We start from the raw sequence: 12,973 nt of genomic DNA on the forward strand, positions 1-12,973 counted from the left end.
TCTTTCGGGCGATATCTGCGCAGGGGGGCCTGGTTGTGGGCCCACCAGGGCTGTTGACTTCCGCTCCCCGCCCTAAAGGGCGGGGATTCCTACCACGGTCGTCTGACCGTCTCGGTGGGTTCCTGCTTCAACGCACGGTGCCGGGACGAGTCCCGGTCTTACCTGCGCTCCACGGGCTGACACCGCCAGTCCGGCGGCCTTGGCGACGTTGACCGCCGCGTTGATGTCCCGGTCGAGGACGGTTCTGCAGGCCCCGCACTCCCAGACGCGGATATGGAGGGGTTTGGGGCCGTCCTTGACGCCGCACGCCGAACAGGCCTGAGAGGTCGGCTCGAACCGTCCGATGCGGTGGAAGCTGCGGCCGAACTTCGCGGCCTTGTACTCCATCATTGCGACGAACGCGGACCATCCCGCGTCGTGCACGGACTTGGCCAGGCGCGTACGGGCGAGTCCCTTCACCGCCAGGTCCTCCACAGCAATCGCTTGGTTCTCGCGAATGATCCGTGTGGAGAGCTGATGGTGGAATTCGCGCCGTGCGTCGGCCACCCGTGCGTGAGCGCGGGCGACCTTGACGCGGGCCTTGTCCCGGTTGTTGCCGCTCTTGGCCTTGCGGGACAGGCGTCGCTGTTCCCGCTTGAGCTTCTTCTCCGCCCGGCGCAGGAAGCGCGGGGCGTCGATCTTCGTGCCGTCGGAGAGGACCGCGAAGTGTCCAAGACCGAGGTCGATGCCGACGACGGGTTCCACGTCGGGCAGCGTTTCGGGAGCGGTCTCGACGACGAAGGACGCGAAGTACCTGCCGGCTGCGTCCTTGACCACGGTCACCGTGGACGGGACCGAGGGCAGAACGCGGGACCACTTCACCCGCACATCGCCGATCCTCGGCAACGTCAGGTCCCCGCCGGGGGTGATCTTCCACCGGGCGTTCGCGGTGAAGCGGATCGAGTGCCGGTTGTCCTTGCGTGACTTGAACCGAGGCTCTGCGATCTTCGGCCCCTTGCGGGTGCCTTTTATCGACGCGAAGAAGTTGGCGTACGCGGTGTCCAGGTCCCGCAGAGATTGTTGCAGCACCACGGCGGAGACCTCACCGAGCCAGGCACGGGCCTCGGTCTTCTTCGCCTCGGTGATGACCTGCTTGGACAGTTCGCCGGTCCTCGGGTACGGCCTGCCCTGCTCGTGGGCATCCTTGCGGGCACGCAACGCGTCGTTGAAGACGACGCGGGCGCACCCGAACGCCCGGGCCAGCGCGGCGCGCTGAGGACCGTTCGGATACAGGCGGAAGCTGTACCTCAACTGCATGCCGATTACCGTACTACAGTTGGTTTATGGCTGAGTATCAGAACATTCGTACTGGTCGGCACTGTGCATTCGTCCTCCACGCATACTTGGTTTTCGTGACGAAGTACCGGCACAAGGTCTTCAAAGACGTGCACCTGACGCGCATGGAGGAGATCATGCGGGCCGTGTGCGAGGACTTCGAGTGCGAGCTGGTGGAGTTCAACGGCGAGAACAACCACGTGCATCTGCTGGTCAACTTCCCGCCGAAGGTGGCCCTGTCCAAGCTGGTCAACTCCCTCAAGGGCGTCAGCTCGCGCAGGCTCCGCCAGGAGTACCCGGAACTGCTCCGGCACTACTGGCGGGCTCAGCGTCTGTGGTCCGGCTCATACTTCGCCGGGTCGGTGGGCGGGGCTCCACTGTCAATCGTCCGTCAGTACATCGAGCAGCAGGATCGTCCGCTCTAGCCCGCCGGTCAGAGCAGCGTTCAGAATCGCTTCACCACCAGGCCGAAGCCCGGTGCACTGCGATTGTCCCGGTAGCCACGTTCGAAGCGACGGAGCAGCCCGCGCTCTAGCGGACAACTGGCTGCGGGCGGGATGGCTCGTGCGACGGGTCGGCAGTTGCGGCTCCGGGGCCATCGGAGCACGGTCAGTCGGCGGAGCTCCGGAAGGAGCGCAGGAAGACGTCCAGCGCGCGCCGGTTGGCGGCGTCGTTCCAGTTGTCGGCCGGGGTCGTCCAGCGTAAGGAGAAGCCACGGCCGGAGCCGATGAGGAAACCGCGGCCGAGCGTGCGCTCGCGGACACCGGTGTCCTCGGAGAACCACTCCATGTCCGCCGCGTCGAGGCCACGGTAGTCGGCGGCGCGGATGTCGCCCAGCCGCTCGTAGTCGACGGACACCCGCTTCAGGGACGGCTCCAGTGCCCGCCAGACTGCGACGGGGTCCGGTCCGAGCTGCTCGCTGTAGGTGATCGCCAGCGTGCGAGGGTCGCCGGACGCCTTCACGATGGGCCGCCGCGAGAACGTCGAGGATCTCCAGGCCTATGCGGGCAGCGCGGACGTAGTTGACCGGGCCTCGCCACAGGAGGTCGCTGAGGGGAGCGCCCTCAATCCGATCCATGACCGTCCACACAGCGCCGTTCTCCTCCAGAACGTCGAAGACAGTGGCCGCCCGGCCGGGGCAGGTCAGCTCCATGGCTTCGGACTCGCGCAGAATCCGAGCGGCGGTGCGGCGTGCACCGGTGGCCTGAACTGGCCGCGCCTCCATCAAGGAAACCGGCCGTCCGAACCGGACGTCCTGACCGTGCCAGGCGGTGCGGCCTTCCTCACGGTGTACGACCTCCTGCGGCCAGTAGCGTATGGCGATCAACTCCTGCGTGGTGGCTTGCCCTTCGGTCACTGTCATCCCTTGCTGCGCGCCGGTCTCTCGCCTTTCTCAGCTGTACGGCGGGACTGACCGCGGGTGTTCAACGCGTACGCGATTTGGGGCCGGATCTTCGTCCGCCCCAGCCCAAAGGCGAAGCTGTTGTGCCGGCACAGCCTGCCGGAGAAGTTCGACCTCGGGCAGGCCGCGGACCGGCCGGTTGTACCTGGATGTGCCCGCTGCGGCGTTTCAAGGAGTTCATCGAACGGCGCGGCGAGGAATCCGGATCGTGGCGGGGCCGCGTCAGCCCCGCCTGAACATCAACCCGGCATGAAAGATGCCAAGGATTCCTGCCCAAGACCGTTCGGGATGCAGAAACGCAAGGGCGCTGATTCCCTGAGGGGGCCAGCCCTCATCCCGAACGTCCGAGGAGTGGTCATGAGCGGTACCGGCGAATCCGGGAGCCACGTCCGTCAACTGCGACAGGAGGCCGATGCCCTGAAAAAGGAGGCGGAGCGGGCGACCGACCCGGAGGAGCGTCAGCGCCTCCTGGACAGGGCGCGCAAACTGTTCGCGCAGAGCGAGCAGGAGAGCGCCATGGCCGCTGGGGATATCTACCCCCAGGAGTAACAGCCGTTACTCCACGTTACCTCGCTCGCCTGGCCGGAAAGGCCCACACACCCGGCCGACGGGGGCGGCCCCGTCAGCCTGCGTTCACTGACGCGTGCGCGGTGGACGGGATTGGCAGTCGTGTCGACATCATCGGTGGGAGCAGGCAGGCCACCGAGGCGGAGGCGACCGCGATGGTTGGCTGGCGACCCCGGATGCGATGGCCCCGCATTGCGGCATCCAGCACCTGAGCAGCCTCGGACAGGGGCAGATCCCTGGCTCCGCCGAGGGTGTCAGTGCTGGCTGGGCAGGAGCGTGACTGACTGGCGACAAAGAGTGGCATGTACCTCGCCCGGCCCGCCGCAGAGATCCTGACACCCACCTCGACATGCTCGACGCTCAGTCCGCCGAGTCGGGCACCGACCCGAGGGCCACCATTTCCACGGCTGCGTCCTGCACTGTCGGCCCGGGGGCGTATGCGGTTCCGACCTCTACTTGACCGGCAGGCTGACGGCGAAGCCTTCGTCGATCCAGTCGCTGAGTACCTCGTCCTCGGTCAAGGCGGTCGCGGCGACCATGATCCAGCCGCGAAGCGGTGACAACCTGCGGTCGCGTGCGTCGAGCGTCGGACCGCGATCGCGGGTGGACGGCGGCAGGGCGTTCTTGTTGAAGAACTCCACATGGCCTGCGATGCCTTCGGCACCGAGGTGATCCATCCGCTGGGTGACGTCGTTGCGGTTGCCGCCGGTCAGGGTGCCCGCGAGCGGGATGCCGGTGGCGTCGGTGATCAGGTGATGCTTGCTGCCCCGGTCGACTGGGCTTCGTCCGTTCTTGGCTTCCCCCCTTAACGCCCGGACGTGGGAGCCGTCGACCGCCGCCCCGGAGACCAACGCGTTCGCGGCGCGGAGTCCGGGTGAGGAGGACCTCGTGCAGCCGGGGCCACACCCCGGGCCTCGCTCCATTCGGCCAGGCGGCGCCAGCAAGGCAGGTCATGCCCGACCCGAGGCCGAGTTCCTGCGGCAGGTGTTCCCAGGCGATCCCGGTGTGCAGGACGAACAGCTGAACGCGGCAGTCAGCGACGGTACCCGCAAAGACCTGGGTCGCGGGGTGGAGGACGCAAACCGCGCCTACCTGGAGGCCTACCGCCGCAACGCCGCACTGATGGCCGCCATGGAGCAAGCCGCCGCCGTAGACCGACGATTCCTGCAACTACGGCTGCAGCGCTCGCAGGCGTTCATAGACCGCAGTGCCGCAGCCATCACCCGTCTCCAGAAGGCTGGCCTAGCCGGTCCGGCCCTCGACCCGACAGTCACCGCTCGTGCGCTCAGCGCCATGGTGAGCCGTATGGCATACGTGACCTTCGCCGCCGACCAGCCCGTGCTTCGATACATTGGTGGAAACCCTCACCCGGCTCTGGACGAACGCGCTGCGCATGCCCCAGGAGTAGGAACCCCGCGGGGGCCCGTGGCTTCGTCCCTCACACCTGGTCAAGCGGTTGCGCAGGAGAGACGGCATGCCCGGGACCGTGCGGGTCGACGTCCGCCATGCACACCACGCGCCAGTGTGGTGCGGGGGTGAAGCGTTGGTTGTGCCGCGGCGACAGGAGGGCGGCGCCGCGCTTCACCATGCGCTCGGCCTGGTGACGGGCGGCGGCGCGGGTGGTGTCGTCCACCGGGTTCGTGCCCTGTGCGTCCACGTGCGAAGTGCCGTAGGGGCTGCCGTGCGCGAACTCAACCAGGCCGGTGAAGCCGAGGGCGACCACGATGCCGCCCAAGTGGTGGAGCTGGTACAGAGCGTCTGCAGCGTGGTCTCCTGGCCGGGCGTGGAGGGTCACAGAGGAGGTGAACCCGCTGTAGACCTTGTAGGCCTGCTTGCCCTGCGCCCAGAGCCCGCCGAGGTGTCGATGGACTGCTTGAGCTGGGAGGAGATGTTGCCGAAGCGGGTCGCGGAACCGAACAGCACGGCGTCGGCCCACTCGATGTCCTCGGGGACGTCCGCAGTGGCGGCATGGTTGGCCCCAGCCGGATTGGCACCGGCATTCGCAGCGACGTCGGGACGAACTCGTCAGGCCGAGGAGTTCCCCGAATCGGGCATGCAGGCGGTCAGCATGCGCCAGGTGTGCGAGACAGTTGCTCCGGCCACGCCGAGGATGGCCATGGGAGGGCCAGCCCAAGAGGCGAGTTCATGGTGCACCTCCGGGGCCAACTCGATAGTCACCTGAACGTACCGGTTCCGGAGCACGGCGACCTTGGTCATGCTCCGCGGTTCTGGATTCCGGTGCAGGGCTGCACGGTAGCTGTCCTTGCGTCGGCTCACGCCGTGTGCCGCTTCATGAGTTCCTCCGCGAGGTCCATATAGGCCGACCCTTTGACCTTGACTTGCATGCCGAATGACTGGGCGTACAGATCGAGCCGGGGGATCTGCGTCCCCAATACGTCGTAGCCGCGCTCGGTGAGCACCTCGCGTGCGTCGGCATCCGGACCGGTACGAGTGGGCTCATGGCGATTGGTGCGGTTGAGCAGTACCGCGGTGCGTGCCGGCTCGACACGCAGGGACTCCACGTCGTCCATCTCCGTCCGAATAGGCGCTATCCGGTCGAGCTCGATGGGCGCCGGCGTCACGGGGATGATCCACTCGTTCGCGTGGCGCATGATGCTGCGGGCAATACGTGCATGGTCCTCCAGCTGCGGAGCGTCGAAGACGACCGCCCGCCGGTCACCGAGGAAATCGTCGACCCGGCGGTGTACATCACCGACTGGCAGGGCGACCACCGGGAACGGGAATCCGTCGGCCAGATCGCTCCAGCGCAGGGCGGAGCCAGCCGGATCCCCGTCAACGAAGAGGGGAGACATGCCCGACTCATGGAGCGCGTGGGCCAGCCAGATCGCGCTCGTCGTTTTGCCGACTCCCGGCTTGAGATTCACGAACGCACAGCTCAACAGCACTCGCGAATCGTAACACTCAGGCATAATTCGTAAGAGAATTACTCAATCCTCGGCGAGCCGCTACCCGCTCCCACTGGCGGGCACCGAGCCGACCGCACGATCAGTGCCGCGATCGCCGGCAGGTCGTCGAAGTCGACCGTGTTCACGATGCCCGCGTTCGCCACGACAATCGCCGGCCGGCCATCCAGCTCTGCCAGCGCGGCATCGAGCGCGGCCACGTCGACGTCTTCGCGATCACCGCAGAGTACGGGTACCTGCCGCAGCCGGTTGCGGCCGATGCCGAGGGCAGGCAGCACCTTGGTGATGCTGGAGTCCGGACTGCCGGAGAGGGCGTCGACGGCTCATGAGGTTTACGGCGGCAAGGTTGACGCGGGTGCGGCCCCTCTTCGCTCGCTGCCAGGCATTGGCAACCCGTAGGCCGGGCGGCCGGGGATCGTGTGGCCACGGCTGCTCTCGCACGCAGCCTCAGTGACAGTGCCGCCGGCGCTTGTGTCGTGCTCGGCCCTCAGACCGCGGGAACTGTGTGGTGGATCTGCCGCAGGAACGTGGCATTGTTCGGCGTATGCCGGATCCTGTCGAGCAGGGTCTCCAGGGCCGGCTGCCCGTCCCGCGAGTGAAGAGCGCGGCGCAGCCCACGCAGCGCTGCCAACTCCGCAGGAGAACGTAGGAGTTCTTCGCGCCGAGTGCCGGAGGGGGTGATGGCCACTGCCGGAAAGATCCGTCTGTCCGCCAGCGCGCGGTCCAGTCGGAGCTCCATGTTGCCCGTGCTCTTCAGCTCTTCGAAGAAGTAATCGTCAGCGCGGGATCCGGTGTCGACCAGGGCCGTGGCGAGGATGGTCAGCGAGCCTCCTTCCTCGGCGAGGCGGGCGGCTCCAAAGAGACGCTTGGGACCCTGTACGGCCGCGGCGTCCACGCCGCCGGTGAGGGTTCGGCCGCCCGAAGCCGCCGCGTTGTTGTGCGCCCGGCACAGACGGGTGAGGGAATCCAGCAGAATGACGACGTCCTGGCCCTGCTCCACAAGCCGCTTCGCTCGCTCCACCGCGAGTTCAGCAAGGGCGATGTGTTCCTTGGCAGAGCGGTCGAAGGTCGAGGCGAGTACTTCACCTCGTACCGAACGGCGCATGTCGGTGACCTCTTCAGGGCGTTCGTCGAGCAACACCACCATGAGATGGCATTCAGGATGGTTGGCGGACACGGCGGCGGCCAGTTGCTGCAGAAGTACCGTCTTGCCGGTCTTGGGCGGCGCGACAATGAGCCCGCGCTGCCCCTTGCCGACGGGCGCGACCAGGTCTACGAGCCGTGTTGTCAGGCTCCCCGCTCCGTGTTCGAGATGCAGGCGTTGCCTGGGGTGGAGCGGGGTGAGGTCGCCGAAGTGCGGACGGCCGCAGAGCTCCTTCGGTGGGCGGCCGTTGACCAGCTCCACCTGGGCGAGGGAGCGCGGCCGGCCGACGCGACCTTCGATGGCATCGCCCTTCCGCAGGCCGTGCTGGCGGATCTGGGCGGATGACACCTGCACGTCGCCCGTGCTCGGCAGAACTCCTTGGGTGCGGAGGAAGCCCTGCCCGTTGCTGGTGATGTCGAGGACGCCGACGGCCTGAACAGGTAGTTGTTGCGGGACAGAGGGGGTTTCGAGAGTGCTGGTCACGCGGGTCCTTTCGCGGACATGATGAAGGAAGGCCCGGGGGATGCTGCAGAGTTACGCATCGTGCGGCGGGCAAAGGGCCGAGGGCCGAGAGGAAGATCTGGTGCTGAGAGCTGGACTGCCGGTCATGAATGGACGGGCGTAACAGCGAAATGAAGGAAACAAGCACTGGCGCCGATGTGAAGGCGTACACACGTGCTCTTGGCAAGGTACCACTCAGCGCAAGGGAATGCTAGCGGCCGTGTTGCGGAGCCCGTTCACCCCAGTGACCAGGGCTTGGTGGCTCTGGCACGACCGGGCAGGTCTGTCCCAGCTGTGGTCGCCGTCAATCGGCCTTGGACGGCTGCAGGTCCGGCCTGTCCGCGTCCTGGGTTCGGCACCAAGACGGGGTGCCGGGACGCACAGGGGAAGTGGCGTCCGCTTCACTGGAAGCGCCTTCGCGACGCCCCGCCGACGACGGACCGACGGGACGACTCGCGTCACCTCCCACGAAGAGCGCATGTCCCTTCTCGACCGTTCGCTCGGGCCCCGCGGCACTCCGGGTTAAGATCAACGGATGTCCGAACCGTCATCACCAGCCCGTCAGTTGATGAGGTGGTCGCGGCTGATGACTGCCGTTGTGGTCAGCGTCTGCGCGCTGGTTGGCGTGGTGCGATTGGTCGCGCCCGCCACCGCGGGTACGAAGGGTGAGCCGGCCGGGGTTCAGCGGCAGCTGGCGTTCATACGCGCCGCACTGGACGGCGGGGCCGGTGACGAGGCGCAACGTCAGTTCCCTGAGGGGTACTTCTTTCTGCACGCGCTGTACGGCCTGGGCTGGGTCGAGATTGGGATGCGCCAACCGGTCGGCGATCGGTCAGCGGCGCTGCGGGAGGCACGGTGGGCGTTGGATCGGTTGGATTCGCCGTCCGGCCGCGCCCCGTTCAGCCCGGACCTCGTCCCGTCGTACGGTGTCTTCTTCTGCGGCTGGAGCAACTGGCTGCGCGGCGGCTTGCTGAGCCTGCAGCCTGCCGGGCAGCGCGATCCGGCCGAGCTGCACCGCTTCGCCGCGGATTCCGCCGCGCTCGGCGCGGCGTTCGGCGCCTCGGCGTCGCCGTACCTGGCGGCGTATCCTGGGCAGGCGTGGCCGGTCGACTCGACCGTGGCGATCGCGTCGTTGCGGCTGCACGACGCGCTGCTGCCCACCCGGTTCGCAGGGACTGTCAAGCGATGGCTTGAAGGAGTACGCCAGCGGCTTGATCCGAGGACCGGACTGCTCCCGCATCGTGCCGACCCCAGCACTGGCGACCCGGTCGAGGTGGCCAGGGGCACTTCACAAAGCTTGATTCAGCGTTTTCTGCTCGACGTCGATCCGGGCTTCGCCGGTGAGCAGTACCTGCGCTTCCGCGACCTGTACGTCGTCTCGCCGCTCGGCCTCGGGCCAGCCGTGCGGGAGTATCCCAAGGGCGTGGATGGTCCGGCCGACGTCGACTCCGGCCCGCTGCCACTCGGTGTGAGTCTGTCGGCCAGCGTGGTCACCATCGGCGCGGCCCAAGTGCACGGCGACGCCCCGCTCGCCGGAGCAATGTCCAGCTACAGCGAGTTGGCCGGCCTACCGGTCGACACCCCTTGGACCAAGCGGTACGCCTTCGGCCTGCTCCCGATCGGTGACGCGTTCCTCGCCTGGTCGAAGAGCGCACGGCCCTGGGTGGCGGAAACGCCGTCGCCACCCCCGGCGAGTATCTCCTCCTGGTGGCGGCTGCCGCTGCTGACGGTACTGGTCGTACTCGGCGCTGCGCCGTGGTCGCTAGCCCTGCGGCGGCGCTGGCAACGCCGCCGGGCTCGTCCCAGTCCGGTCGAGTGAAGCAGTCAGCAGCAACCCCACCGACTGACCGATCTCTGTACCGAGGTCGATTGGCGACGCGTACGGAGGTTCCCTGGGGGCAGACTTGGCCCGGTTCCGGCTCGAAGACCTCGTGGTCCCGCACCGACCGCTCACGCAGTTGTGCACTGTGTCGGACGAGCCAGGGCATGGGCACGTCCATCTCGGCTGGCCATGTGCTGCTGATCGGCGATACGCCGGCCAACGTCGCGGTCGGCCTCGACAACGACGCTCGGGTCCTGGCCGTGGCTTCGGGGCGATCAACTGGATTTCGTCACCCTCGCTGGAGGAACACCTGGTGGAGAGGCGGAGGTATCCGGGCCAGCTCTCGCACCGAACAACGCCGGAGTCGAACGTAATCTCCAGCGCGAGAAGCCCCATGGCCGGCCCCTTGTTCATGGACGGCAAGAATTCTCTCGCCGAGGTGATCCGCGAACGGTGTCTCACCTTTGATCGGCGCCACCTCAACTCGGCCGCACTCCGCCATGTCATACCCCTCGTACTTGGGGGCCGCCATCTCGACGATCAGGCACCAGTCCGACCCAGTCGTGACACGGGAAGAGACTGCCTTGCTGTCGATCAGCCACTCATCCAGTGGGCCGGACGGAGCCACCGCACCGTGCAGGTGCCACGGCCCATACACGCGCTCGAGGCGCCGCCCGATCAGGTACGCAGGACGCACGCCCGCTCCGTGCAAGGGACCGGCTGGTGTTCCAGGGCATCCTGTTCGTGCTGCACACCGGGATCGCCTGGGAACATCTGCCGCAGGAACTCGGCTTCGGCTCAGGCATCACCTGCCGGCGCCGGCTGGCTGAGTGGACTGAGGCCGGTGTGTGGCCGCGGCTGCACGAGGTCCTCCTGGTCGAGCTGCGCAGTGTGGACGCCCTGGACTTCTCCCGGGCGGCCGTCGACCGCTCCCACATCCGGGCGTTAAAGGGGGCTCCAAGAGCGGACGAAGCCCCGTCGATCGGGGCAGGACGGGCTGCAAACACCACTTGATCACCGACCCCACCGGCATCCCTCTGGCCGCCAACCTGAGGCGGCAACCGCAACGATGTCACCCAGCTGATCCCACTGCTGGAGGCGATCCCGCCAGTACGGGACAAGCGCGGTCGGCCCCGCCGCCGCCCCACCGTGGTGCTGGGCGACCTCTGCTACGACCACGACAAGTACCGCCGCCTGGTCCGGGATCTCGGCGTGAAGCCGGTGATCGCCCGCCGGGGCACCGAGCACGGCTCCGGACTTGGCACCCAACGCTGGGTCGTCGAGCGGGCGTTCGCCCACCTGCCTGGTTCCGCCGCCTGCGGATCCGCTGGGAGATACGCGACGACATTCACGAGGCCCTCCTCACCCTCGGGTGCACACTGCTCTGCTGGCGACGCCTGAACTCAGCTGTCGACCGCTAACTCTTCTGCAGGGTGCGGGTGACACCCGCGATGACCGCGGTCGTCAGCACCCAGCCGAAGGCGATCAGCAGGTAAGCCAGCCACTGGAGGCTGTCGTTCGACCAGTACCAGGCCGCGCGCTGGCCCAGACCACCGATGGGGATCAAGAGGTCGAGTGCGTAGACGAGGGGCTGGAACGGGGCGCCTTCGCCTTGCTTGACCGGGGTGGGGGAGTGAGTACCGAAGGACAGCGTGCCCAGCAAGGTCAGCGCGAGGAGCCAGACGCCGGCCAGCCAGGGGCGGTAGCCATAGCCAACGGTCACGTCGAGCAGGTGCCCCCACACGCGCGCGGCCGGGAGCAGAGTTTGACGCCGATGGCGCTGTTTGGCCAGGAGTACGCGGCGGGCGTCGTCGTCGTGGCCGGCCTTCCGATACCAGCTCGCCAACTGCTCATAGGGCTGGGGATTGTAGCCCGGGCCGCGTCGTATCCACGCCACGCGACGGGCCACGGAGTCCCGCCGCCCCACTGCCCGCCGCTCGCCTGCCGCGTCCACCTTGATGGAGCCGTAGACAAAGCCGTCCAGCTCCACCACGTCCGGCCAGCTGTGCTCACTGTCGTGGAGGTAGGACACCTGCCCGCCCCGCAGGTCCACGGTGCCGGACGGTGGCCGGGCGAGGGTGAAGTCGAAGTCGACGGCCTGCATCAGCAGGGCGACCAATGACGGGCCGTGGCCGTCGGGCGGCCCGTTCAGGACGGCTCCTTCAAAGGTCAGGTTGTCCGAGATCCGAGCACCCCGCAGCCGTACGGTCCCGTTCGCGAGGAACCCGTCGGAGAAGTCGAGCGTCGAGGCCACGGCGTTGTCCAGGGTCAGCGCCACCCCACGCTGGCCGGGGCGTTCCAGTAGTGCGCCCCGCATGTGCAGTCCGCCTGGCAACTGTGCCCCCATGAGACGGACTTCACCGTGCGCGACGAATCCGTCCACGCAGTAGACGCCGCCCTCCGCGACCAGTCCGCCGGCGGACACCGCCCATTCCTCGGGTGCGGTGATCTCGGCGCCACTGAGGTTCACGGCGCCGCTCACGTGGGCGTTGATGAGCGACAAGGCGGTGACCCTGCGGTGGAAGGGCGAGGCAGAGCCGCTTTCCAGGCGAGAGCGCCGCAGGTCGAGGCGCCCCTCGATACGGATCAAGCCGGCTTCCACGCCCGGCACTCGGCTGCCAACGATCGCAATCGACTGGGTCGACGCACCAGAGAGGTCCACGCCCTCCTCGAACCAGCAGTCCTCGAGCCAGAGGGCGTGAGCGACCTGCGCGCCGGCCAGGTTGATGTGCCCGGATATCCGCGCCCCGGCGAGCCTCAGGCACGCGACGACGCCTGGCTGCGCGGTGTTCGCGCCCAGGAGGAGCGCCACGATCACGGCGGCCCGAACCGTCCGTCCGGGGCCCCACCGCCCACCCTCGGCGACACGGTCGTCCTCGGGCACACCGGTGCGCAGGTCCGCGCGGCGTCCATCGGGGAACGCGTCCCACAGCTCACGCTCTGGTGAAGTCAACTCGTCGTATGAGAGCACTCATGCAGAGTAGTGATCTTCCTTCGCGCTCGCCTTGCCCCACCGCACACGGATCGGAGGGCGGCCCATTCTGTTGGGAGTTCTTAGGCAGCGGTGCCTTGATCGGTGCGGCCGGACGGTGCAATGGCAGTGAACGCGGTGAAGAAGACGCGGATGCAGCGCCGGATGCCGAGCCATGACACCGTCCTGGGCCCACAGGTGCCGCAACATGAACATGCTCTGCAGGCGACCGCGGCCAGGCAGGTCACCCCGGCGAGCACGTGGCGGACTGTCATGAAAAGACGCGGGTGGGTGATTCCGGTTGCGGCGGGGGCGCCACTCCCCCGCC

At 67.7% G+C, this 12,973-nt stretch carries 10 protein-coding genes and 3 pseudogenes; 5 read left to right on the plus strand and 8 right to left on the minus strand.

The window, feature by feature from the left end:
- Positions 1–72: 72 nt before the first annotated feature.
- The gene (locus ACFWDI_RS37320) at positions 73–1,296 is read right to left on the minus strand and encodes an RNA-guided endonuclease InsQ/TnpB family protein (protein ID WP_385311124.1); all 1,224 of its coding nucleotides are present in this window, start codon (positions 1,294–1,296) and stop codon (positions 73–75) included.
- Positions 1,297–1,322: 26 nt separating this feature from the next.
- Here ACFWDI_RS37320 and tnpA point away from each other — a divergent pair, with 26 nt between their 5' ends.
- Positions 1,323–1,739: an IS200/IS605 family transposase gene (gene tnpA, locus ACFWDI_RS37325; RefSeq protein ID WP_385311126.1), complete on the plus strand. Its 417-nt coding sequence runs from the start codon at positions 1,323–1,325 to the stop codon at positions 1,737–1,739.
- Positions 1,740–1,923: 184 nt separating this feature from the next.
- On the opposite strand, the gene ACFWDI_RS37330 is transcribed toward tnpA, so the two are convergent.
- Complete coding sequence (locus ACFWDI_RS37330) at positions 1,924–2,277, minus strand: serine/threonine protein kinase (RefSeq protein WP_385311128.1); 354 nt, start codon at positions 2,275–2,277, stop codon at positions 1,924–1,926.
- A 796-nt stretch (positions 2,278–3,073) separates the two neighbouring features.
- Here ACFWDI_RS37330 and ACFWDI_RS37335 point away from each other — a divergent pair.
- A complete protein-coding gene (locus ACFWDI_RS37335; RefSeq protein ID WP_385311129.1) occupies positions 3,074–3,265 on the plus strand; it encodes a DUF6381 family protein in 192 nt (63 codons plus the stop codon).
- Between the two features lie 698 nt (positions 3,266–3,963).
- Here ACFWDI_RS37335 and ACFWDI_RS37340 read toward each other — a convergent pair.
- Positions 3,964–4,303: pseudogene (locus ACFWDI_RS37340) on the minus strand (transposase); the annotation flags it as partial.
- A 48-nt stretch (positions 4,304–4,351) separates the two neighbouring features.
- Here ACFWDI_RS37340 and ACFWDI_RS37345 point away from each other — a divergent pair.
- Entirely contained in the window at positions 4,352–4,822 is a 471-nt protein-coding gene (locus tag ACFWDI_RS37345; RefSeq protein ID WP_385311131.1) for a hypothetical protein, read from the plus strand.
- A gap of 252 nt (positions 4,823–5,074) precedes the next feature.
- Here the strand turns inward: ACFWDI_RS37345 and ACFWDI_RS37350 are convergent, their stop codons facing one another.
- The 4 genes and pseudogenes from ACFWDI_RS37350 to rho all read right to left on the minus strand — a co-directional run bounded on the left by ACFWDI_RS37350 (position 5,075) and on the right by rho (position 7,834).
- A complete protein-coding gene (locus tag ACFWDI_RS37350; protein ID WP_385311141.1) occupies positions 5,075–5,224 on the minus strand; it encodes a hypothetical protein in 150 nt (49 codons plus the stop codon).
- A gap of 332 nt (positions 5,225–5,556) precedes the next feature.
- Positions 5,557–6,189, minus strand: coding sequence for an AAA family ATPase (locus tag ACFWDI_RS37355; RefSeq protein ID WP_385311133.1), 633 nt, complete (start codon positions 6,187–6,189; stop codon positions 5,557–5,559).
- 101 nt (positions 6,190–6,290) lie between these two features.
- Positions 6,291–6,527 (minus strand): annotated as a pseudogene (locus ACFWDI_RS37360) (aspartate aminotransferase family protein); the annotation flags it as partial.
- 167 nt (positions 6,528–6,694) lie between these two features.
- Positions 6,695–7,834 (minus strand): transcription termination factor Rho, encoded by a 1,140-nt coding sequence (gene rho, locus ACFWDI_RS37365; RefSeq protein ID WP_385311135.1) that lies wholly within the window; start codon positions 7,832–7,834, stop codon positions 6,695–6,697.
- A gap of 604 nt (positions 7,835–8,438) precedes the next feature.
- Between rho and ACFWDI_RS37370 the strand changes: the two genes are divergently transcribed.
- Together ACFWDI_RS37370 and ACFWDI_RS37375 are read left to right on the plus strand one after the other, a co-directional pair.
- Positions 8,439–9,671 (plus strand): hypothetical protein, encoded by a 1,233-nt coding sequence (locus ACFWDI_RS37370; protein WP_385311137.1) that lies wholly within the window; start codon positions 8,439–8,441, stop codon positions 9,669–9,671.
- A 596-nt stretch (positions 9,672–10,267) separates the two neighbouring features.
- Positions 10,268–11,095, plus strand: a pseudogene (locus tag ACFWDI_RS37375) (IS5 family transposase).
- Here ACFWDI_RS37375 and ACFWDI_RS37380 read toward each other — a convergent pair.
- Positions 11,092–12,645, minus strand: coding sequence for an oxidoreductase (locus ACFWDI_RS37380; RefSeq protein ID WP_385311139.1), 1,554 nt, complete (start codon positions 12,643–12,645; stop codon positions 11,092–11,094). The pseudogene ACFWDI_RS37375 and the gene ACFWDI_RS37380 sit on opposite strands and share 4 nt — an antisense overlap.
- Positions 12,646–12,973 lie beyond the last annotated feature (328 nt).

The sequence above is a fragment of the Streptomyces sp. NPDC060064 genome (assembly GCF_042736455.1).
GTDB lineage: Bacteria > Actinomycetota > Actinomycetes > Streptomycetales > Streptomycetaceae > Streptomyces.

Bases quoted from the DNA above. Each gene is read 5' to 3' on its own strand.
- ACFWDI_RS37320 (WP_385311124.1), bottom strand. From the start codon at position 1,296: ATGCAGTTGAGGTACAGCTTCCGCCTGTATCCGAACGGTCCTCAGCGC.
- ACFWDI_RS37335 (WP_385311129.1), top strand. From the start codon at position 3,074: ATGAGCGGTACCGGCGAATCCGGGAGCCACGTCCGTCAACTGCGACAG.
- ACFWDI_RS37370 (WP_385311137.1), top strand. From the start codon at position 8,439: ATGACTGCCGTTGTGGTCAGCGTCTGCGCGCTGGTTGGCGTGGTGCGA.
- tnpA (WP_385311126.1), top strand. From the start codon at position 1,323: ATGGCTGAGTATCAGAACATTCGTACTGGTCGGCACTGTGCATTCGTC.